This window comes from Corynebacterium sp. H78, assembly GCF_037572275.1.
Lineage (GTDB): Bacteria > Actinomycetota > Actinomycetes > Mycobacteriales > Mycobacteriaceae > Corynebacterium.
Genome location: NZ_JBBHKX010000002.1, coordinates 316,981 through 336,217 on the forward strand (window position 1 = coordinate 316,981; position 19,237 = coordinate 336,217).

Annotated in this window: 19 protein-coding genes; 15 read left to right on the forward strand and 4 right to left on the reverse strand. The window is 56.0% G+C overall.

Going from position 1 to position 19,237, the window contains the following annotated elements; translation table 11 throughout:
• The first annotated feature begins 2 nt into the window (after positions 1-2).
• The 5 genes from hypB to WG934_RS02635 all read left to right on the forward strand — a co-directional run bounded on the left by hypB (position 3) and on the right by WG934_RS02635 (position 5,824).
• Positions 3-860 carry a hydrogenase nickel incorporation protein HypB gene (hypB, locus tag WG934_RS02615; protein ID WP_339988580.1) on the forward strand — a complete coding sequence of 286 codons (858 nt, stop codon included), beginning with the start codon at positions 3-5 and terminating at the stop codon, positions 858-860.
• A 151-nt stretch (positions 861-1,011) separates the two neighbouring features.
• The gene (locus tag WG934_RS02620) at positions 1,012-2,235 is read left to right on the forward strand and encodes a hydrogenase small subunit (protein ID WP_339988581.1); all 1,224 of its coding nucleotides are present in this window, start codon (positions 1,012-1,014) and stop codon (positions 2,233-2,235) included.
• The gene (locus WG934_RS02625; RefSeq protein WP_339988582.1) at positions 2,235-3,983 is read left to right on the forward strand and encodes a nickel-dependent hydrogenase large subunit; all 1,749 of its coding nucleotides are present in this window, start codon (positions 2,235-2,237) and stop codon (positions 3,981-3,983) included. Before WG934_RS02620 ends, WG934_RS02625 begins: the two co-directional genes overlap by 1 nt.
• Positions 3,980-5,227 (forward strand): Ni/Fe-hydrogenase, b-type cytochrome subunit, encoded by a 1,248-nt coding sequence (gene cybH / locus WG934_RS02630; RefSeq protein ID WP_339988583.1) that lies wholly within the window; start codon positions 3,980-3,982, stop codon positions 5,225-5,227. Before WG934_RS02625 ends, cybH begins: the two co-directional genes overlap by 4 nt.
• Positions 5,228-5,824, forward strand: coding sequence for a hydrogenase maturation protease (locus WG934_RS02635; RefSeq protein WP_339988584.1), 597 nt, complete (start codon positions 5,228-5,230; stop codon positions 5,822-5,824).
• Here WG934_RS02635 and WG934_RS02640 read toward each other — a convergent pair.
• Positions 5,821-6,168: a hydrogenase maturation nickel metallochaperone HypA/HybF gene (locus tag WG934_RS02640; RefSeq protein WP_445228173.1), complete on the reverse strand. Its 348-nt coding sequence runs from the start codon at positions 6,166-6,168 to the stop codon at positions 5,821-5,823. The two genes, WG934_RS02635 and WG934_RS02640, sit on opposite strands and share 4 nt — an antisense overlap.
• 49 nt (positions 6,169-6,217) lie before the next feature.
• Between WG934_RS02640 and WG934_RS02645 the strand changes: the two genes are divergently transcribed.
• Positions 6,218-7,477 carry a nickel-dependent hydrogenase large subunit gene (locus WG934_RS02645; protein ID WP_339988587.1) on the forward strand — a complete coding sequence of 420 codons (1,260 nt, stop codon included), beginning with the start codon at positions 6,218-6,220 and terminating at the stop codon, positions 7,475-7,477.
• Positions 7,478-7,482: 5 nt separating this feature from the next.
• Positions 7,483-7,746: a HypC/HybG/HupF family hydrogenase formation chaperone gene (locus tag WG934_RS02650; RefSeq protein ID WP_339977287.1), complete on the forward strand. Its 264-nt coding sequence runs from the start codon at positions 7,483-7,485 to the stop codon at positions 7,744-7,746.
• A 36-nt stretch (positions 7,747-7,782) separates the two neighbouring features.
• Here the strand turns inward: WG934_RS02650 and WG934_RS02655 are convergent, their stop codons facing one another.
• Entirely contained in the window at positions 7,783-9,276 is a 1,494-nt protein-coding gene (locus WG934_RS02655; protein WP_339978755.1) for an LCP family protein, read from the reverse strand.
• A 171-nt stretch (positions 9,277-9,447) separates the two neighbouring features.
• Here WG934_RS02655 and rfbD point away from each other — a divergent pair, with 171 nt between their 5' ends.
• The 4 genes from rfbD (at position 9,448) to WG934_RS02675 (ending at position 13,319) form a co-directional block, all read left to right on the forward strand.
• Entirely contained in the window at positions 9,448-10,377 is a 930-nt protein-coding gene (rfbD, locus tag WG934_RS02660; RefSeq protein WP_339988588.1) for a dTDP-4-dehydrorhamnose reductase, read from the forward strand.
• Between the two features lie 85 nt (positions 10,378-10,462).
• A complete protein-coding gene (locus WG934_RS02665; RefSeq protein WP_339989223.1) occupies positions 10,463-11,356 on the forward strand; it encodes a glycosyltransferase family 2 protein in 894 nt (297 codons plus the stop codon).
• 30 nt (positions 11,357-11,386) lie between these two features.
• On the forward strand, positions 11,387-12,532 hold the full coding sequence (locus tag WG934_RS02670; RefSeq protein ID WP_339977291.1) for an NDP-sugar synthase: 1,146 nt from the start codon (positions 11,387-11,389) through the stop codon (positions 12,530-12,532).
• Between the two features lie 421 nt (positions 12,533-12,953).
• Entirely contained in the window at positions 12,954-13,319 is a 366-nt protein-coding gene (locus WG934_RS02675; RefSeq protein ID WP_339977293.1) for a WhiB family transcriptional regulator, read from the forward strand.
• A 134-nt stretch (positions 13,320-13,453) separates the two neighbouring features.
• Here the strand turns inward: WG934_RS02675 and WG934_RS02680 are convergent, their stop codons facing one another.
• The gene (locus WG934_RS02680; RefSeq protein ID WP_339977295.1) at positions 13,454-13,906 is read right to left on the reverse strand and encodes a metallopeptidase family protein; all 453 of its coding nucleotides are present in this window, start codon (positions 13,904-13,906) and stop codon (positions 13,454-13,456) included.
• Between the two features lie 83 nt (positions 13,907-13,989).
• Between WG934_RS02680 and WG934_RS02685 the strand changes: the two genes are divergently transcribed.
• From WG934_RS02685 to manA, 4 genes are all read left to right on the forward strand, one after another.
• Entirely contained in the window at positions 13,990-14,427 is a 438-nt protein-coding gene (locus WG934_RS02685) for a DUF3499 domain-containing protein (protein ID WP_339988589.1), read from the forward strand.
• 95 nt (positions 14,428-14,522) lie between these two features.
• Entirely contained in the window at positions 14,523-15,902 is a 1,380-nt protein-coding gene (locus WG934_RS02690) for a phosphomannomutase/phosphoglucomutase (protein WP_339977299.1), read from the forward strand.
• Between the two features lie 69 nt (positions 15,903-15,971).
• On the forward strand, positions 15,972-16,970 hold the full coding sequence (locus tag WG934_RS02695; protein WP_339988591.1) for a hypothetical protein: 999 nt from the start codon (positions 15,972-15,974) through the stop codon (positions 16,968-16,970).
• 7 nt (positions 16,971-16,977) lie between these two features.
• A complete protein-coding gene (manA, locus tag WG934_RS02700; protein WP_339988593.1) occupies positions 16,978-18,183 on the forward strand; it encodes a mannose-6-phosphate isomerase, class I in 1,206 nt (401 codons plus the stop codon).
• A gap of 111 nt (positions 18,184-18,294) precedes the next feature.
• On the opposite strand, the gene WG934_RS02705 is transcribed toward manA, so the two are convergent.
• Positions 18,295-19,098 carry a hypothetical protein gene (locus WG934_RS02705; RefSeq protein WP_339977305.1) on the reverse strand — a complete coding sequence of 268 codons (804 nt, stop codon included), beginning with the start codon at positions 19,096-19,098 and terminating at the stop codon, positions 18,295-18,297.
• Between the last annotated feature and the right edge of the window lie 139 nt (positions 19,099-19,237).

Genomic DNA, 19,237 nt, shown 5'->3' on the forward strand with positions numbered 1-19,237 from the left:
TCATGGGACGTTTTCACAGGCATGACGACGGCACAGTGCACAGTCACGACCACGATCATGAAGGTCATCACCATCACCACGAACACTCACATGATCATGCACATGGGCACTCGCATGATCACTCCCCGCTGAACACCGACCTCAACTTCGATGCCATGGGTGAAAAACATGGAGATCACTCGGGCTATGAAACTGGGAATGAACGAATCGTCATTCTGGAAGACATCTTCACGGAAAATGACCGTCGTGCAGCAGAGAATCGAGCAGCCCTCGATGAGCACAACGTGCATTGCGTCAACTTAATGAGCGCGCCGGGTTCGGGAAAAACCTCAATTTTGCAGCGCACACTTGATGCTTGCAAAGGCTCCGTCCGAATTGGCATCGTCGAGGGAGATATTGAGACTGCCATCGATGCTGACCGGTTGGAGGGGTACGGTGCGCAGATTTCCCTGCTGAATACCGGAAATGGCTTTGGTGGAGAGTGTCACCTGGATGCGCCAATGGTGGCTCGCGCGATGAGTGGCCTGGATCTTGGCTCTCTGGATTTGGTGCTGATTGAAAACGTTGGCAACCTTGTGTGCCCTGCAGAGTTTGAAGTAGGGGAGCACCGTAAGGCCATGGTGTATGCGATTACTGAAGGTGAAGACAAACCACTGAAGTACCCAGTGATGTTCCGGTCGGTTGAGGCAGTAGTTGTCAACAAGATTGATCTTGCTCCGTATCTCGACTTCGATATGCAGTTGTTCCGTGACAACCTGGAGAAGGTGAATCCTGGCGTGGCAATTTTCGAAGTGTCTGCGAAGACGGGTGAAGGCATTGATGCGTGGATCGAGTGGCTGACCACGGACTTGACTAAGTAAGAGAATTCCGGAATTATCGGTGAGTTTTAGGTTCATTCTTAATTGCGTATAATCAAAGGTGAATATGCAATTTTGGTGCAACTCGCTGGCAGAACGCTTGCATATGGGTCTGTAGCAGCAGGTTGCTACGTGATGAAGAGGGCACAGCCATATGTTCCATGGCGCTAATTGGCAAGAGGAAACTCTCGGCGAAAACCTTGCTAGAGCAGGCGTTTCTCGTCGTAGTTTCCTAAAGTTCTGCGGAGGTCTAGCTGCAATTTTTGCAGTCGGTACTCCTAATCCTCCCGCAGCGATCGCACAAGAACTGGAGCCTGAGGCGGAAAAAATCGCCGAAAAGCTTGCAGCTCAAAAGAAGCCACTTGTCGCGTGGCTGCAACTCCAAGAATGTACCGGTTGTATGGAATCGATGTTGCGTTCCGGTGGCACTACTGCTGAAGAAGTTGTGCTGGAACTCATGTCGATGGAGTACAACGACCTACTGATGGCCGCATCGGGTGAAGCTGCAGAGAAGGCTTTGCACGATGTCAACAACCAGGACCACATTTTGGTGGTGAACGGGTCGATTCCACTTGGTGAAGACGGCGCGTTTTGCACCATCGGTGGTAAGTCCGCAGAGCAAGTACTTCTTGAAGCTGCAGAGAACGCAACGGCGATTCTCGCAGTGGGTGCCTGTGCAGTGTACGGCTCGGTACAGGCTGCAAAGCCGAATCCAACGGGTGCCGTTGGTGTCGATGAAATTATCAAGGACAAACCAGTCATCAACGTGTCTGGTTGCCCGCCAATCGGTGAAGTCATCACCGCGACTCTCGCATACATTTTGACCCACGGTGAAGCTCCTAAGGTCGATGCTGAAGGTCGTCCGCTGTTTGCTTATGATCAGCGCATTCACGACTCGTGCCCACGTCGACCACACTTCGATGCTGGCCAGTTTGTTCGTACCTTCGATGATGACGGCGCACGTAATGGCTGGTGTCTATACGAAGTGGGATGTAAGGGGCCGTCGACATTTAGTCCATGCCCAATCATCCAGTGGAACTTGAAGTCCGGCTGGCCAATTGGTCAGGGACATCCGTGCATTGGCTGTACAGAGAAGGACTTCTTCGACAAGTTCACTCCTTTCTACGACACGTTGCCTAACGTCCCAGGTCTTGGCGTAGAAGGTACTGCCGAGAAGGTGGGTCTTGGCATGGTAGGCGTCGCAGCTGCAGGTGTTGCAGCACATGGCGGCCTAACAGTCATCAAGAAGCTCTCGATGCGCCGCGAGAACGGCGAAGAGAAGTTACTTGCAGCATTTGGAGACGAAGCTGAACCAGCAGCAACGTCGACAAGCATGGGAACAGTCGATAACGCCGACTCTGCGAAGAAGGACATCTAATGGCTAAAGAACGAGTAGTAATTGACCCACTGACTCGAATCGAAGGTCACCTTCGCATTGAGCTCGAGCGTGAGGGCGACAAGATCAAGACCGCTTGGGCGGAAACGACTCAGTTCCGTGGCATTGAGACCGTCGTGAAAGGCCATGACCCGCGCGATGTGTGGGCATTCGTTGGTCGCATTTGTGGCGTATGCACGGGCGTGCACTCCGTTGCCTCGGTTGTTGCAGTGGAAGATGCTTTGGGCATCACGCCACCGCCTCAGGCTCGCCGTATTCGTGACCTAGTGCTGGGTGCACAGGGTGTTCACGACCACGTCGTGCACTTTTACCACCTACATGGCTTGGACTGGGTAAACGTCGTTTCGGCTGCAGAAGCTGACCCAGCGAAGACCGTGGAGTTCGCTAAGTCGATTGGTTCTAAGTGGAAGGGCAATACCGAAGAGACGTTCGCGCGCGTCAAGCAGACCGTCCAGGGCATTCTCGATTCGGGTCAGCTGTCCATCTTCACTGGTGGTTACTGGGAGCACCCAGAGTACAAGCTGCCACCAGAAGCCAACCTCATGGCGGTAGCTCACTACCTCGATGCGCTGCAATTCCAGCGCTCGATTATCCGCATCTCGACGGTGTTCGGTGGCAAGAATCCGCACCCGAACTTCCTCGTTGGTGGCATGGCATGCTCTATTGACCCGGACAAGTCCGAAACAGTCAACCAAGTACACCTGGACCAGATCAAAGTCTGGATTGACGAGATCGTCGAGTTTGTCAATGACTGCTACTACCCAGACGCACTCGCGATCATGGGGGTGTACAAGGAATACTTCGACATCGGTGCTTCGACGAAGAACATGATGGCCGTCGGTATGGCTGGTGCCACGTATGCCGGCGATCCGAAGGAATCTCGCATCGAATCGGTGCACCCTGAAATTAAACCAGGCATCTTCTTGGATGGAGACTTCACTAAGCTGCATCCATTTGATCCGCACAAGATTGGCGAGTACGCCAACTCTGCGTGGTACGAATACGAAGAGGGAACTGACAAAGCGCTGCACCCGTGGAAGGGTGAAACCACCGTCAACTACACCGGTCCAAAGCCACCATTCAAGTGGCTGGCTGACAGCGAGCAGTACACCTGGTCTAAGGCCCCAAGCTATGACGGTCGCCCAATGCAGGTCGGCCCAGTAGCTCGCGTGCTATTGGCATACAACCAGGGGGAACAGACCACCCGTCGACTCGTCGATGAAGCGCTGCAGAAGCACGGACTGAAGCTGGAGCAGATGAACTCCACCGCAGGCCGTACGTTGGCTCGCGCAATTGAAGCAGTGACATCAGCGGAAGCGATGTCCACGCTGATGCTGCCGCAGTTCGTCGAGGCGCTGAAGCAGGGCGACATTGACGTTTTTGACTCCAGCAAGTGGGAGCCAAGTACTTGGCCAGAAACTGCAGAAGGCGTCGGATTCATTGAGGTGGCTCGTGGCATGCTCAGCCACTGGGTTGTCATCAAGGATAAGAAGGTAGAGAACTACCAGGCCGTCGTGCCAACGACGTGGCTAGCAGCTGGTCGTGACCCGAAGGGGCAGATCGGACCTTACGAAGAAGCTCTCTCCGGCAACGGTGAGCACCCACTTGTCGACCCCAAGCAGCCGCTCGAACCAATGCGCACTATCCACTCGTTTGATCCATGCATGGCTTGCGCAGTGCATGTCCTTGATACTGATGGCGACGAATTGTTCCAGGTGACTACGCCGTGACTAGCTCACACGCTGTAAAAGAACGATCCTCCAAACCTGAGCGATCAGGTGAACTTGCGTTGCAGGTTTCCCAGTCGCTTCCTGTCCGTACCTTGAGCGCCACGGAGTTACTTGCCGCTGCTGCGGTTGCTCCTGCTGGTTCTTCTGACCCAGTTGACGCTGCACTTGCTGCATCATTGCGCGCAAATCGCCCGGACCTCAGCGTTACGACGATTCCCGAAGGCGACTTCGAACCAGCAACTCCAGAGCGCAAGTATTCGCTCGCCCGCGTTAATGATTTCCGTATCGACGATGAACCACCTCGCGATGTCGTCATCATGCGAGGCGACCTGGAATCGGTGCTGAAAGAGTCGAAGGGGAAGCGTTCTGACCTGAAGCTCATGGCTACCAACGCCAATGTCTTACAGAAGCGCGGTAGTCGTTCCATGGGTGTCGCAGTTGCAGAAGTCGCCCCAGATGGCGCGGTGGGAGACTTCATGGCCGAAGGTCTCGTCGGCATGAAAGTTGTGCCGAAGGAAGACCTCCACGATACGGTTCGTCAGAATCCTAGTGAATGGGTTCGAGTCCGCTTGTGGAGCGGTGCCTTGCGCTTCCAGCACTGGGCGAATCTGTTACTCATGATTGTCATGACGGTGACTGGTTACTATATCATGGCGCCGTTCTTCGGCCCATCGACGATGGATCAGTCTGGTTCAGGATTCCTCATGGGCTGGATCCGATTGGCGCACTTTATCTCCGCATTTGCGTGGATTTTGTTGGGTGTGTGGCGCGTCATTCTTGTGTTCCAGGCAAAGGACAGACAGTCGCAATGGCGATCCTTCTGGCCGTTGTACAACATGACCGATGTCAAAAACATGTTTGGCACGATCCAGCATTACCTTTTCCTGAAGAAGGAAGGTCCAGTATATCTGGGACATAATGCACTCCAGCAATTCGCGTACACCGGAATCTACGTGTTGTGCATCGTGCAGATGCTCACCGGTCTCGCGCTATACGGCATGGTCGATCAGTCGAATATGTTTTGGGTGATCCTGTCGTACCCAGTGCACTGGTTGGGTATTCCGATAGTTCGACTCATTCACGCGATCATCATGTATATCATCTGGGCGTTCGTGGTCATTCACGTTTACCTCGTCTTCCGAGCAGACATCATGGAGGGCCATGGTGGCCTGTCCTCGATGCTGAATGGTGGCATGTGGGTACGTCGCGGAACCAAGCCTGTCGACGGACCTCGGATCGGGTAAATGCCAGCCAAAATTACAGTTCTCGGAATTGGAAATCCCATCATGGAAGACGATGGGATTGGGCTGGAGCTGCTGCGTCAGTTGGAAAAGCAGTGGATGCTTGAGCCGGATCAGGTCGATCGGCGAAGTGATGAAAAGCCGTTCCATCTGCCGAGCCAAGCTGCTGATCCGACCGCGCGACCAGAGTGGGGCGTCGATGCGAATGACATTCCACCCATCGACGCTCCCGCACTCGACGTCCAGTTCATCGACGGTGGCACCTGCGGTATGGAGTTGCTTCCTATCGTGCAGGACGCGCAGTATCTGTTGCTGCTAGACGCCGTAACGGGGCCTGGCGCGCCGGGCAGCGTGGTGGTGCGGGAAGGAGATCAGGTACCGCGACTCCTGAAGGCGAAGTTGTCGCCTCACCAGGTAGGGCTCCTTGATTTGCTCGCTGCAGCACGACTACTCCACAACGAACCCGAGCATGTTGCTGTGGTGGGTATCGTCGCAAAGTCCACGGAACTCAATGTTGGTCTCACTGAGGCAGCGAAGGCTTCGGTGGCGGAGGCAGTTCAGGTCGCCCGTGAGTTGATGCAGACGTGGTTGCAGGACTAGTTGGAGCTGACATCTAGATAGGCGATCTCGAATTCTCGTCCGTGGCGCAGATCCGCAGTCGGTGCGCCGCAGACGGGGCATACGAGCGCGAAGAACTCGTCAATTTCGTGCTCACACGCACACGCGGGGCAGTACACCGTCGCCGGAATGAACTCGATGGTCAATTCGGCATCAGCGCATTGCTCCGGCGCTTGTTGCCGCGCAATAGGCCACGCCGCGTGAAGCGACTCCACGACTACGCCGGATCGGGCTCCTACTCGTAGCGCAACCGTGTCGACTTTCGCATCAGGGCGAACCTCAACAATCTTGCGGACCACTCCGCTCAACAACCCAAGTTCATGCACAACTACCATTATGACTAGTTCATGAGTGAATCAGCTCAGGAGGCAACTGATGGCCAGAGAAACTCTGCAACTTGACGAGTTTGTCGACCCTTTCGAAGCCACTCTCACCGTCGACCGAGCACCCGACGGCACCATCCAAGATGTCGCTTTCGACCTTTCGGGTCTGCCACGCGTCGATTCCATGCTCGTGGGGCGTGCTGCTGTAGAAGTACCGGACGTCGTCAAGCGTTTGTGCGGCATTTGCCCAGTGGTTCATCATCTAGCAGGTGTGGCTGCTCTTGACGCGCTCTGTTGTGTCGAAGTGGTACCTCCAACTGCTGCTGCTATACGACGACTCCTCAATGTCGGCTCCATCTTCGACACAATTGCGCCAAAGTACTTCTCTGTCGACCAGGCTTTCGCTATTGAGCTCAAGAAGTTCGGTAAGTTGCTGCTCGCAGCTGCTGGTTGCCCAGGGCACTTCCCGGATGTCGCCATTCCCGGTGGAGTTCGAGGCTATGCAGATGCCGAAAAGCTGGACGCTGCAAGCGTTCAGCTGCCTCAGATTAGAGATAAAGCCCAGGCAGTGCTGGGGGGCATCGTGGACGATGACCCGGATGCCGGCACTTACTCAGGAGCATTTGCTGGCTACAACCTTGCGGCGGTCAATCGAGACGGAGATCTCGATGCGCTGGGTGGTTGGGTAGCGGCTCGTCGTGAAGCGAGTCCCGAAAAGATCATGTTCCCAGCAGCACAGTGGCATGAGTATGTGTCGGAGACTGTGCCTGGTGCTGCCGCTCCACGCCCTGTGATCACCGTGGGGCAGGTCGACGAGCAGTACCGAGTCGGGCCGATCGCGCGGACGGCGGTGGGAGCAGAAAACTCTGCCACTGCGAACTCATACAGCGTAGGCCAAGCACAAGCACAGTTGGTGCTTGATGCATTGGACGAAGCAGCAGAGCTTCTGGCACAGCCGGAATTGTTGACTGAAAGCGGGGGAGGTCAGCTTGTTGCTGACGGAGCGGACGCGCAGCGGCTGGCGGAGGGGACTGGCATTGGCATCATCGACGGTCCTCGAGGACTACTGGTGCATAGCTACACTGCTGATCATTCCGGCCAACTGATCGACTGCCAGATTCTGACACCAACGGCGCAGAACGAGCCATGGTTGGCAAGCATGTTGAGAGCCTCATTGGTCACCCATGGATCAAACGACGGGCACACTGCGATCGAAGAGTCTATTCGCGCTGCTGATCCGTGCCTGCCAGTAAGCTCGGCTCCGCAGGGCCACATGAATGTACGGTTGGCACAGATGAACCCGGAGGATTAGACACCATGTGTATTGGAATTCCAGGCAAGGTCGTCGAACTCACGGGAAATTCGGATTCGCCACTTCCAATGGCAGTCATTGATGTCGCCGGACAGACGCGACAATGCTGCGTGGCGTACGTACCGGACGTTCACGTGGGGCAGTACGTATTGTTCCAAAACGGTTTTGCGATGAGCATTCTCGACGAAGAATCAGCCCAGGAATCACTCGACACAATTCACGAGTTCAACCTGATTCAGCGAACTGATACGCCACCCAGTGGGAACTAGGCCGCCCCGTGAGTCCTGCTCAGCTGGGGCGAGCGACTAGTTCACACACATGACACCGCTACCACCAGCATCGATATGAGGGCTGATGTCTTCTTCCAGTGCGTCGCCTTCTTCACCGACAACGTCATTGGTTGCGCCGTCATCTGCAGGTGCCTCTTCGGCTTCGGCGGTCTCTTCGACAGTTTCAGTGACCTCGGATCCTGGACCTGCGTAGTCGCCGGCAACAGTAACTGATACCTGCCCCTTCTCCAGGGTGGTGTCGTGCACAATCGGCAGATCGCCAAGGAGCTCTGAAATCGCCTTTGCCGCGGGATCATCTGGATCGGCCGCATTCACCTGGCTAATAGCCACGCCAGCGAACTCGGCATTGGCGACCGTGCCTTCGGTGTAACCCTTGGCGGTGAGTGCCTCAGACACCCGAGAAGCAAGCCCTTCGATGCCAGTGGCGTTGTACACACTGACCGTAGTTTCGGCAGCCTTGTGATCCTTCGGTGCGTCCTTTGCAGCGCTGGACTCAGTTGCTTCTTCGACACCAATCAAGGAATCGAAGTACTTATGCACCTGGCCCTTGTCCACCGTGACGACGGACTCGCCGTGGTCACCAGTACCGTCAATACTGGTCACGGGGATCGTCTCGAACTTCACGTTGCCACCAGTGAGCCCTTGCATCTGGGTGGCGAAGCCCATGACATCCCACTTGTCATCCAATACGACGGAACGAGAAACCGCAGTACCAAGTTCGTTCAAACGACTTGGGTTAGACAGCGTGCCAGCGTTCAACAACTTCGACGCAAAAGACGCCATGAAAGCCTGTTGGCGGGTAATACGGTCGAGGTCACCACGTGGTAGGCCATGACGCTGACGGACGAAGCTCAGTGCGTCAGGTCCACTTAGGGTCTGCTGGCCTGCATCAAAATTCGCGCCAGAGAATTCATCGTAGACAGGGGCATTCAGGCAAACGTCTACGCCACCAATGGCGTCGGTGAGAAGAACGAAGCCAAGCAATCCAACTTCGGCGTAGTGGTCAATGGTCACACCAGTGAGGTCACCGAGAGCACGAATGAGAGCCTCGCGTCCCGCCTCAGTCGACTGCTTTTCTATCTTTGCAGGATCAGACTCGCCACCGTCGCGCATGGACTCTTCACGAGCCTGTTTTGCATTTCCGTACACGCCGTTGATCTTGGTGTTGCCCATGCCTGGGAAACTGATATACGTGTCGCGTGGAACGGAAATCGCGGTTGCCGACGAGCCGTCGTTAGGTACTCGAATGATGATGATCGTGTCAGTATTCGTCGCGACTTCGTCACCAGAACGAAGCATTTCAACTTCCTCTGGCGTCAGCGGGTTACCTTGTGCATCCGTTCGGGAGTCCGAACCAACCAACAAAATATCCGTTGCGCCGTCTTGCTCCAAGCCCAGTCCCAGCGAACCACCAGAATCGAGTCCTTCAGCAGCGCGACCAACAAACCACCAGCCAACAGCAGAAACCGTCAGACAAATCACCGACACGATAATCAGGACCGCACGCATCGACTGCGGCCAGGCCTGCTTCGTATCTTCCGCCAACGACGGTGGCGCCTGAATATCGCGCACGTGCCGTGGGTGGCGAGGATTCTCACTCAAGGTATTTCTCCTGCGAACTACTGATAGAAATATGCGACAGTATTAGCTGACAACTGACCTAGATATATTTCCACGATAATGACTCGAGCGACAATGACCGGAAACCACGCCACCCATTTCCCTCATCTTTCCAGCCAAGATGCGCCGGCGCGAACGGCAGTAATTCTGGGGGCTGCTGGGCAATTGGGAACCGCGTTGCAGGCCAGCGCGCCTGAGAGCGTGGAAGTACGGGTGCTCACTCGCCAGCAATTGGACGTGACGGATGCGCAGGCCGTCGCAAAGCACCCTGCTTTTGTGGGGGCGGATGTTGTGATTAATGCGGCCGCCTACACCGATGTTGATGGCGCAGAAGAGCACGTCGATGCAGCCTACGCATTGAATGCGGTGGCGCCAGGACTGCTAGCAGCGCGGGCGGCTGCTGAAGGCTCACACTTCATCCACGTCTCGACTGACTACGTCTTTGGGGAATCTGCTTTACGACGACCTTGGACCCCCACCGATCCCACCAATCCACACACTGCGTACGGAAAGACGAAGCGAGCAGGGGAGCTCGCTGTGTTCAACGCAACAGCACAAGCCACGGTCGTTCGTACCGCGTGGGTGTGGTCAGGGCCTACCCAGCCACAGGCGAAAGATTTCGTGTCCACGATGCTGAATCTCGAAAACAGAACGGCTCCCGACGGCACGATCAAAGTCGTGAATGATCAGCATGGCAACCCGACCTTTGTTGGTGATCTTGCGGCGGCACTCTGGGAATGTGCGCTGCGCCCTGTGCCGGGCATCTTCCACGTGACGGGATCGGGGACAGCGACGTGGAATGACCTGGCTCGTGAAGTTTTTCGTGCAGTTGGTGCCGATCCGACGAGAGTCTTGATGTGCGATAGCTCCGAGTTTCCCACTCCAGCTCGTCGGCCGGCTTGGTCCGTGCTCGACGGTCAGGCATGGGTTGAGGCCGGTTTTGCGCCACTACCGGAGTGGCGGGACGCATTAACAAAAGTGCTGACCTAGGGTTGTTCCCGTGAGTACGGGCAAGGACAATCAACGAGGACATGCACCTTCACCAGACGATGGTGAGGCGACGACGACATCGACGCTGCCTTTGGGCATCGTTACGGTCACCTATTCTCCGGGTGAGCATGTGCGCAAGTTGGTTGATTCGCTTGCCGACGCTACGAACCACGGCTACTACTTCGTGATGGCCGACAACGGATCCGTTGACGGAGCCCCAGAAGCGGAGGAGCAGCGGGCTAAAGCCAATGGTCGCGACAATGTGTTGTTCCTGCCAACCGGCGGCAATATTGGTTATGGCGCGGCGGCCAACCGTGGCATTGCAGAGCTGCGTGCCCAGCGTGAGGCAGGCGAAATCAACCCAGACTATGTGCTGTTGGTCAACCCTGATGTCATTTTCTCTCCCGGTTCCATTGACACCATGTTGGAATGTGCTGCTCGGAATCCACGGGCTGGCGCGATCGGTCCTTTAATCCGCGAGGCTGATGGGTCGGTCTATCCGTCGGCACGTGCCGTTCCAGAATTGGTTAGTGGCATCGGGCATGCGGTGCTTGCTGATGTGTGGCCACAGAATCCGTTGTCGGCACGCTACCGCGATGATTCGGATATGGATCGGGAGAGGGATGCCGGTTGGCTGTCCGGCTCGTGTCTGCTGCTGAAGTGGACTGCTTTCGAGGCAATCGGTGGGTTCGACTCCCGGTACTTCATGTACATGGAGGATGTTGATCTAGGGGATCGGCTCAGCAAAGCGGGGTGGCGTAACATTTTCTGTCCGACCGCAGAGATTCGCCATGCTCAAGGCCATTCGGCATCGTCGCATCCAGAGATTACTGTGAAAGCGCATCACGATTCCGCCTATCGGTTCATGTCGGATCGACTCCCCGGAACCCTTCGTGCACCGATTCGCCTGGCTCTGAAGGTTGGGCTCGCCCTGCGTGGCAGCATCGTTTTGGCGATTCGTAAGCGTAAGAATGGTTAGAAGGAATAACTCAGGAGGATCCCTCATACCATGACCAGCCTGGATAATGTCCACGGTTTTCCACGACCAACATCACCAAATATTTCGGCCGAGACTGTAGAAAAGGTCGCGAATGTTGATGCAGTGATTCTGGTCGGCGGACAGGGCACCCGTCTGCGCCCGCTGACGGTGAATACCCCGAAGCCAATGTTGCCAACTGCAGGTGTGCCTTTCTTGGAGCATCTTTTGGGGCGCATTCGCGCGGCGGGCATGCGCCACGTCGTATTGGGTACGTCTTACAAGGCTGAGGTCTTTGAAGAGCACTTTGGTGATGGTTCGTCAATGGACCTCGAGATCGAGTACGTCGTTGAAGACGAGCCTTTGGGCACCGGTGGTGGCATCCGAAACGTTGCTGAGAAGCTGCGCTACGACACCGCAATGGTCTTTAACGGAGATGTGCTCGGCGGTACGGATCTGCGTGCGGTACTAGACACGCACTGGGAGAAGAACGCAGATGTCACCATGCATTTGGTTCGAGTTCCAGACCCACGTGCATTCGGTTGTGTTCCAACTGATGAGGACGGACGAGTTCTAGAGTTCCTCGAGAAGACTCAGGATCCGCCAACCGACCAAATCAACGCTGGTTGTTACGTGTTCCGTCGCGAGATTATCGAGGGCATCCCAGCAGGTCGAGCAATTAGCGTTGAGCGCGAGATTTTCCCGGCGCTGCTCGAAAGTGGCAGCCGAGTCTATGGCTACGTCGATTACGCGTATTGGCGAGACATGGGAACGCCGGCTGATTTCGTCCGTGGTTCCTCGGATCTTGTTCGTGGCATTGCACCGTCACCGTTGCTTGAGAACCGTCATGGCGAATCGTTGGTCAACGATTCCGCTGCTGTCGGTGGAGGAGCGCTTCTCTACGGCGGCACGGTCGTAGGTCGTGGCGCTGAAATTGGGGCAGGTGCCCGGTTGGATCAGACTGTCGTTTTCGATGGTGCTCGTATCGGAGCGGGTGCGGTCATTGAACGTTCCATCATTGCGGCTGGTGCAGATATCGGCCCACGCTCTGTCATTCGTGATGCTGTGATCGGCGAAGGTGCAACCATCGGGGCACGGTGCGAACTGGTCGGTGGCATCCGAGTCTGGCCTGGTGTCGTCGTTCCCGACAGTGGAATCCGCTTTTCGACGGACGTCTAAGGGCGTGCCAGGAAATAACGGGTGACCTGGGAATTGAGGGCAGGTGTAGTCCGTGAGGGTTGCATGCCTGGTGGCTGGACTTCGTGAAAAACAGGCGTGCCTGATCCTTAAAGTTGAACTTGATCCCGCAGTCGGGGGGATTGCCTTCTGCGGGAACTAAGAGATCTATTGAATTTCACTTTTCAGCTTGACCGCTTGGTGTTCCACGTGTGTAATCACAAGTGTGTGTTTCACGGATGGCATCCAATTCGCACCAGAATTTCCTTCGAAATTGACCCAAGTTGGGTCAGGGTCGGGGAAGCTTGGTAAGTTGGATGCTGTTGTGTGAATTACGTGTTTGTTATTTAGTATCCGCAGCCACGTAACTTAGTAATCTAGTCCAGTTCCAATAGCCCTGATCTGCCGGCAGGAGGCCCGCTGTATGGATGAGTCCAGCATCAACGGAACTTCTGCGCTCGGTCGGGAAGACAGTGCGGGGGAATCTCACGTGAACGAAGCTACGGCGGTGAACCAGCCCCGCCCTTTGGCGGAATGGGCAGACGACTTGTCTGGCCTGTTTGAGGCGGTTGATCAGGATTGGCAGGAGCAAGCGCTCTGTGCTCAGACTGACCCGGAAGCGTTCTTTCCAGAAAAGGGTGGCTCTACACGTGAGGCGAAGCGTATTTGCCGGGCATGTGGAGTTCGCGATGAGTGCCTGGAATTTGCTCTCGAGAACGACGAGCGATTTGGAATTTGGGGTGGCCTCTCCGAACGTGAACGTCGCCGTTTGAAGAAGCAGATTAGCTAACAAGTTTTCTCTGGTGAAAAGGGCAAGAAGCGCAGTGCGTTTCTTGCCCTTTTTGTGTGGTGTGCTTCCTTCACTGCCGCCTGTTTTTGAGGTGTCGTTATAGCTGCCCACAGTGCGGGCAACTGACCGGGCAACTAGTCGTCGTCAAATCCTGGATTGATGTCGTGCGGATTCATATTGAGATGAACCGCAACGAGACGTGTCAAAACATGTGTGAGCAGCGAATCTAATTCGCTGCGCGAAGTTGCTCGCTTTTCCAATGGGCGCCGGAACATGACAATGCATGGCCTCGTGGGGCGACCTAGCTGATCAACTCCAGCTGGAATGAGACGGCCGAGGGGGATTGGCCCGTCGGCGACGATCTCATCAGGGAAGATCGTGTCGGGTCGCAGGTGCATGCGGGGCACATTATCGATGGCGACATCCAAGTGGGTGAGTCGCGAATTCCACCGGGCATTAATTGGTGCGTAGGCATCGAGGACTGCTTGGTCGAATGCTTCAGATCGACTGCGCCAACGTGGAACCTCTGACGGCAGCAGGGGTCCGCGGGCTGGGCCACGGCGATCATGGCGTCGACTTGCATTCATAATTGGTGAGCTTATCGCTGGAGAAAGGCTTTTTCTGGAGGCACGACTGTAAAAACCTCAAGTTTGGGTCTAGACTTTCGGTCGTGAGTGAATTTCGACGTTGCTGCCGCCCTGGTTGTGGCAAGCCTGCCATTGCGACCCTGACGTACGCCTATGCCGAGTCCACCGCAGTCGTCGGACCGTTGGCTGCGGCGAGTGAACCGCATAGCTGGGACTTGTGTGAAGTTCACGCGCGCAAAATCACCGCGCCATTGGGCTGGGAACTTGTGCGCTATGACCTCCCAGACTCATCGCATGACGACGACGATCTCACGGCGCTTGCCGAAGCCGTGCGGGAAGCGGGTCGTAATGCCACTGGATTGGTGTTGCGTGACGAGCGAGAGCTGAGCATCAATCACGTCGATGCGAATCGGCACCCGTCCAGCTACTCGGTGCGCGAGAGTGCACGTAAGTCGGCAAGGGAAGCGGCGCGTGCGCACCTGCGCGTTGTTCCTGATCTGCAGGAGAATGCTGAAGAATAGTAGGTCTTCAATCCCGCGAAGTTTCTGCCTTGTCACGTAATATTGCTGTGTCTTAATACAAAATTATCGCAGCACAACCGTGAAAGAGGATCGTCGTGGGGAAGTACATCCGAGAAGATCTCGACAAGTTCATCAAGGCCTACGATGTGCGTGGTGTCGTCGGTGAGGAAATCGACGAGAGCCTAGTGCAGGACATCGGAGCCGCATTCGGTGTGCTCATGCGCGATGAGGGAGCAACGCAGGTTGTTGTCGGCCATGACATGCGTGACTCATCTCCTGCGCTATCCCGCGCCTTTGCGAAGGGGGCTTCCGAGCAGGGCCTGTCGGTAGTCATGCTGGGCTTGACTGCGACCGATCAACTCTATTGGGCGGCAGGTACGTTTGACTGCCCGGGTGCCATGTTTACGGCCAGCCACAATCCTGCACAGTACAACGGCATCAAGATGTGCCGTTCCGGTGCACGACCTATTGGCCAGGACACCGGTCTGGCAAGCATCAAAGACATGCTTGTCGACGGTATCCCGGCCTTCGACGGTGACAAGGGTGCCATTTCTGAACGTGAGAGCTTGGCAGAATATGCCTCATTCCTACAAGGACTGGTCGACTTGTCCGCGGGACGTCGTCTCGTAGTCGCGGTCGATGCCGGCAATGGCATGGGCGGTCACACTGTTCCTGCCGTACTGGGGGATGTCTGTGATGTCCGTCCGTTGTATTTCGAGTTGGACGGAACGTTCCCTAACCACGAAGCAAATCCTCTCGAGCCAGCAAACTTGGTTGATCTGCAGAAGTTCACTGTGGATCAGGGCGCTGATATTGGTATCGCCTTCGATGGTGATGCAGACCGTTGCTTTGTTGTCGACGAGAAGGGCAATCCAGTAAGCCCGTCTGCAATTTGTGCGCTCATCGCCACGCGCTACTTGGAAGAGGAGCCAGGCGCGACAATTATCCATAACCTCATTACGTCTGCGGTTGTGCCAGAAATGATTACTGAAGCCGGTGGCATTCCAGTGCGCACTCGAGTCGGTCACTCGTTTATCAAGGCGATGATGGCCGAAACCAGCGCCGTCTTCGGCGGCGAACACTCTGCGCACTATTACTTCCGTGAGTTCTGGAACGCAGACTCCGGCATGCTCGCAGCCATGCACGTGCTGGCAGCATTGGCTGAGCAGGATAAGCCTCTGAGCGAATTCATGGCCGAGTTCAACCGATATGAGCAGTCCGGTGAGATTAACTCTCGTCTTGGTTCTGCAGCGGAGCAGGCTGCAAAGCAGAGCGAGATTTCGGAGAAGTTCGCCACCCGTACTCGTGCTCATGATTGGCTCGACGGCTTGACCATCGGCGTGGAAAACTCTGCTGCATGGTTCAATGTTCGAGCATCCAATACGGAGCCACTGTTGCGTCTCAACGTCGAGGCACCAACAAAGGATGAAGTTGATGCCATTGTTGAGGAAGTTCTGGGCATCATCCGCGGTTAAATCCTACGGAGCTTCATTGGTTGCTAACTAGTTTCCCAGCGCCGGTTATTTTTCAGGCATGCTTGGGGTATGGAAACTACTGACCTCCTCTTGATGGCTGCTGCCGAAGGGCCAAATTTGCGGGCTGCGGCATCGGCAGCATCCAGCGGAGTCTTCTCGTCGCTTGAGCTGCCACGCAGCGTCATTCTTATTGCAGGCGAGTCGCGTGCGCGCCTGGCTGCTGAGGCAGTAATCGCTTTGACTACAGACGCGCGCGCCCCAATCACTATTGCTCGGGATCTTCCACACTTTGTGGGTGCACTGGACTTGGTTATCGTGCTTGTCGACGACCCGGGTGACCCAGCAGCTGACGTGGTCGCAGAGGCTACTCGCCGTGGTGCTCAGACGGTTGTCGTCGACCCGGGCGATGGGCCGGTACGGGCGGCAGCGTCGTCAAGCGCAATTCTGGTTCCCCGTCCGGCCATGAGTGTGCGTGGTTCGTTCTGTGGCTATTTAGGGGCCACGATGAGTGCGCTGACAGCTACCGGGGTTACAGATCTCGCGCCCGCAGCTGTTCTCGATGAAGTTGCAGATGCCGTCGATGCAGATTCGATTGCGTGCGCTCCGGAGCGGGATTTGACGGTGAATCCGGCTCGTCAAATAGCCTCATGGATACGTAACCGTGCCGTAGTTTTTGCTGGTGAGGGCGATGTATGGCGGGCAATCGCCGAATTGGGTGCGGCGTGGATGCTAGACTCGGGAACGCCTTCGCACGGTACTGCATTCCCAGATTTGATGCGTGCTGTCCCGCAACTGTTGGCTGTACGAAATTCGCATACCCACGATATTTTCTTTGACCCGCTACTCGATGACTCAGATTCTGCCTCTCAAGTGCTACCGTTGGGAGCAATTGTTGTCGCCTCTCCAGCCAACGTGGCTGGACTGCGCTCGCGGCTGGAAGATGCCGATTGGGCACGGGTGATTTGCCCGGCAGAAGAGGTGGAAACTCGACATCCGCTGGTCGACGTATGTGTGACGGCGGTTCGAGTCGCTGCTATTGCAGCGTATGTACCAATGGAGGAGGAGTAGCGTCCGAATGGAGCGCATCGACGCTGTCGTGCAGTCATATCCATGGGGCTCTCGCACAATGATCGCGGAGCTCATGGGAGAAGCTACCCCTACCCAGCGGCCGTGGGCGGAAGCGTGGTTTGGCGCGCATCCACTGTCGTCGTCAACGGTGGCGGGTGCTCCCCTCAGTGAAGTCATCGCTGAGGACCCCGTCGCTACCTTAGCGCACGGGGCAGATGTGCATAACGGTGAATTGCCCTTCTTGGTCAAGATCCTCGCAGCTGAGGAGCCCTTGTCTCTTCAGGCGCATCCGACCTTGGAGCAAGCTCAAGAGGGATTTGTTCGCGAGAATGCCGAAGGAATCCCCGCGACGGCGCCGCACCGCAACTATCGGGATGACAATCATAAGCCAGAACTCATCGTGGCGCTGACAGAGTTTGATGCGTTGGCGGGTTTCCGCCCTGTCGCAAAGACCAGGGAGTTGTTTGCTCAGCTCGATGTACCTGGCTTGGAGCATTACACAGTGATGCTCGACGGTGACAATGATGCGGAGGCGTTGCGTGCGTTGTTCACGACGTGGTTGACGCTTCCTCAGCATGTGTTGGAAGGGCTTGTCGACGCCGTGCAGAACAGGTGTGCTGACATCGTTGAGCATCCCGACTTAGTAGAACCATGGGTCGCGCAGGTTGCTGCAACAACGGTGGCAATTGCCGAACGCTATCCACATGATCCAGGAGTACTCGGATCTTTGCTGCTGAATCGTATTAATTTGCAGCCAGGCGAGGCCATTTATATGGGGGCAGGAAAGCTGCATGCCTACTTGTCGGGTCTGGGCATCGAAGTAATGGCGAACTCTGACAACGTGTTGCGTGGCGGGCTGACATCGAAGCATGTTGATGTCGTGGAACTTCTTCGGGTGCTGAGCTTCGTGCCATCACCTGATCCAGTTGTGCGACCAATCGTTGATGGTGAGAGTCGGCGTTATGAAACTCCGGCTACGGAGTTCCAGCTACACACGTATGAATTGGGTGCGGGGCAGACCGCTGAGCTCGACATTGAGGGCGCAGCGATCATGCTGGTCACTCACGGTAAGGCGGTCGTGGAGTCTTCTGCAGGTCAGGTAGCTTTGGCGCGCGGGGCTGCGTCGTGGAGCGATGCCCGTGAGACCGACCGAGTTGTTCGTGCCGATAGCACAGAGGGTGCACAGGTATTCGTCGTTTCCGTGCCCGTCTAGCAGGACCGCGACGTAGTAAGCACAGTCAATAGAGAAGGGGGCCACAGCGGTAATGCTGTGGACCCCTTTTTGGCTGCAAGTCTGAGCCGCACTCGCGATAGGCGGTACGTTCTACTTACCCCAGATTGGCCATTTTGGAGACATTGGGAATGGTTGCGAGATTTCGCCGTCCGTCGTTCCTGTTGCTGGAGTCTCTGGAGACGTGGTCTCAGTTTCCGGAGGAGTAGTTGGCTCCGTTGGTGCCGAGGTTTCGTCGTTAGTATCAGGTGCCGGAGAAACGTTCTCCTGATTAGGAGCCTTCCACGGGTTGTCTGGGATACGATTCCAAATCGGTGCAACAGCTCCTGGCTCTTCAGAGGTTGGCGTTTCTTCTGCCGGAGTTGGTTCCGCAGTCGAAGTGCCACCGGTACCACCAGTGCCACTATCCGTTGGGCTCGTCGTAGTTTCGGAGTCCGCTGAAGTCTGATTATTCGACGACGTTCCAGGGGACGGCTGCGAATCCTCAGTCGAAATATCGACGGGGGCCGTGTCAGAGTTGCTTGGTGGCAGGACTGGAACCGGGCGGGTTGGCTTCGGGGCCTGCGGATTGCCTGACGACGGTGGCAGCAGAGTACCTGGATCGGTCTTTCCAGCGGAGCCAGTGTTCGGGGTTACTGGGACAACTGCGCGTGGTGGCAAGTATGGATCATTGCCGTTGATCCCGTTGCCCCGGTCGGAATTGCCAGATGAATTGCTGGTGCTGGACGGGAGGTTGTCTAGAATTTCCTTGTCATCATCGGTGACTGGAAGATTCTGCGAACTCGAATCTGCAGAGATATCCGCATCGCCGAGAACAGCGGTCTCAGTATCAGCACAGCCGGAAATACAAAGTGCAAGTACCGCTACGATCCCCAGCCCAGTAGTTCGAGCTCGCATGACCTTTGTCCCTCCTTGACAGCCGTAGGTGCCAGATGCGTGAGAAATAATAACGCAATAACCGCCTTGGTAACGGTTGTATTACGACGCTGCGGAACAACTTAACACAATTGTTACCAATGCGGTAGCTCTACAAAAC

What these genes read in the sequence shown, in the direction of transcription:
- hypB (WP_339988580.1), top strand. Translation starts at nt 3, where the DNA reads ATGGGACGTTTTCACAGGCATGACGACGGCACAGTGCACAGTCACGAC.
- WG934_RS02620 (WP_339988581.1), top strand. Translation starts at nt 1,012, where the DNA reads ATGTTCCATGGCGCTAATTGGCAAGAGGAAACTCTCGGCGAAAACCTT.
- WG934_RS02625 (WP_339988582.1), top strand. Translation starts at nt 2,235, where the DNA reads ATGGCTAAAGAACGAGTAGTAATTGACCCACTGACTCGAATCGAAGGT.
- WG934_RS02635 (WP_339988584.1), top strand. Translation starts at nt 5,228, where the DNA reads ATGCCAGCCAAAATTACAGTTCTCGGAATTGGAAATCCCATCATGGAA.
- WG934_RS02645 (WP_339988587.1), top strand. Translation starts at nt 6,218, where the DNA reads ATGGCCAGAGAAACTCTGCAACTTGACGAGTTTGTCGACCCTTTCGAA.
- WG934_RS02650 (WP_339977287.1), top strand. Translation starts at nt 7,483, where the DNA reads ATGTGTATTGGAATTCCAGGCAAGGTCGTCGAACTCACGGGAAATTCG.
- WG934_RS02655 (WP_339978755.1), bottom strand. Translation starts at nt 9,276, where the DNA reads ATGCGTGCGGTCCTGATTATCGTGTCGGTGATTTGTCTGACGGTTTCT.
- rfbD (WP_339988588.1), top strand. Translation starts at nt 9,448, where the DNA reads ATGACTCGAGCGACAATGACCGGAAACCACGCCACCCATTTCCCTCAT.
- WG934_RS02670 (WP_339977291.1), top strand. Translation starts at nt 11,387, where the DNA reads ATGACCAGCCTGGATAATGTCCACGGTTTTCCACGACCAACATCACCA.
- WG934_RS02675 (WP_339977293.1), top strand. Translation starts at nt 12,954, where the DNA reads ATGGATGAGTCCAGCATCAACGGAACTTCTGCGCTCGGTCGGGAAGAC.
- WG934_RS02680 (WP_339977295.1), bottom strand. Translation starts at nt 13,906, where the DNA reads ATGAATGCAAGTCGACGCCATGATCGCCGTGGCCCAGCCCGCGGACCC.
- WG934_RS02695 (WP_339988591.1), top strand. Translation starts at nt 15,972, where the DNA reads ATGGAAACTACTGACCTCCTCTTGATGGCTGCTGCCGAAGGGCCAAAT.
- manA (WP_339988593.1), top strand. Translation starts at nt 16,978, where the DNA reads ATGGAGCGCATCGACGCTGTCGTGCAGTCATATCCATGGGGCTCTCGC.
- WG934_RS02705 (WP_339977305.1), bottom strand. Translation starts at nt 19,098, where the DNA reads ATGCGAGCTCGAACTACTGGGCTGGGGATCGTAGCGGTACTTGCACTT.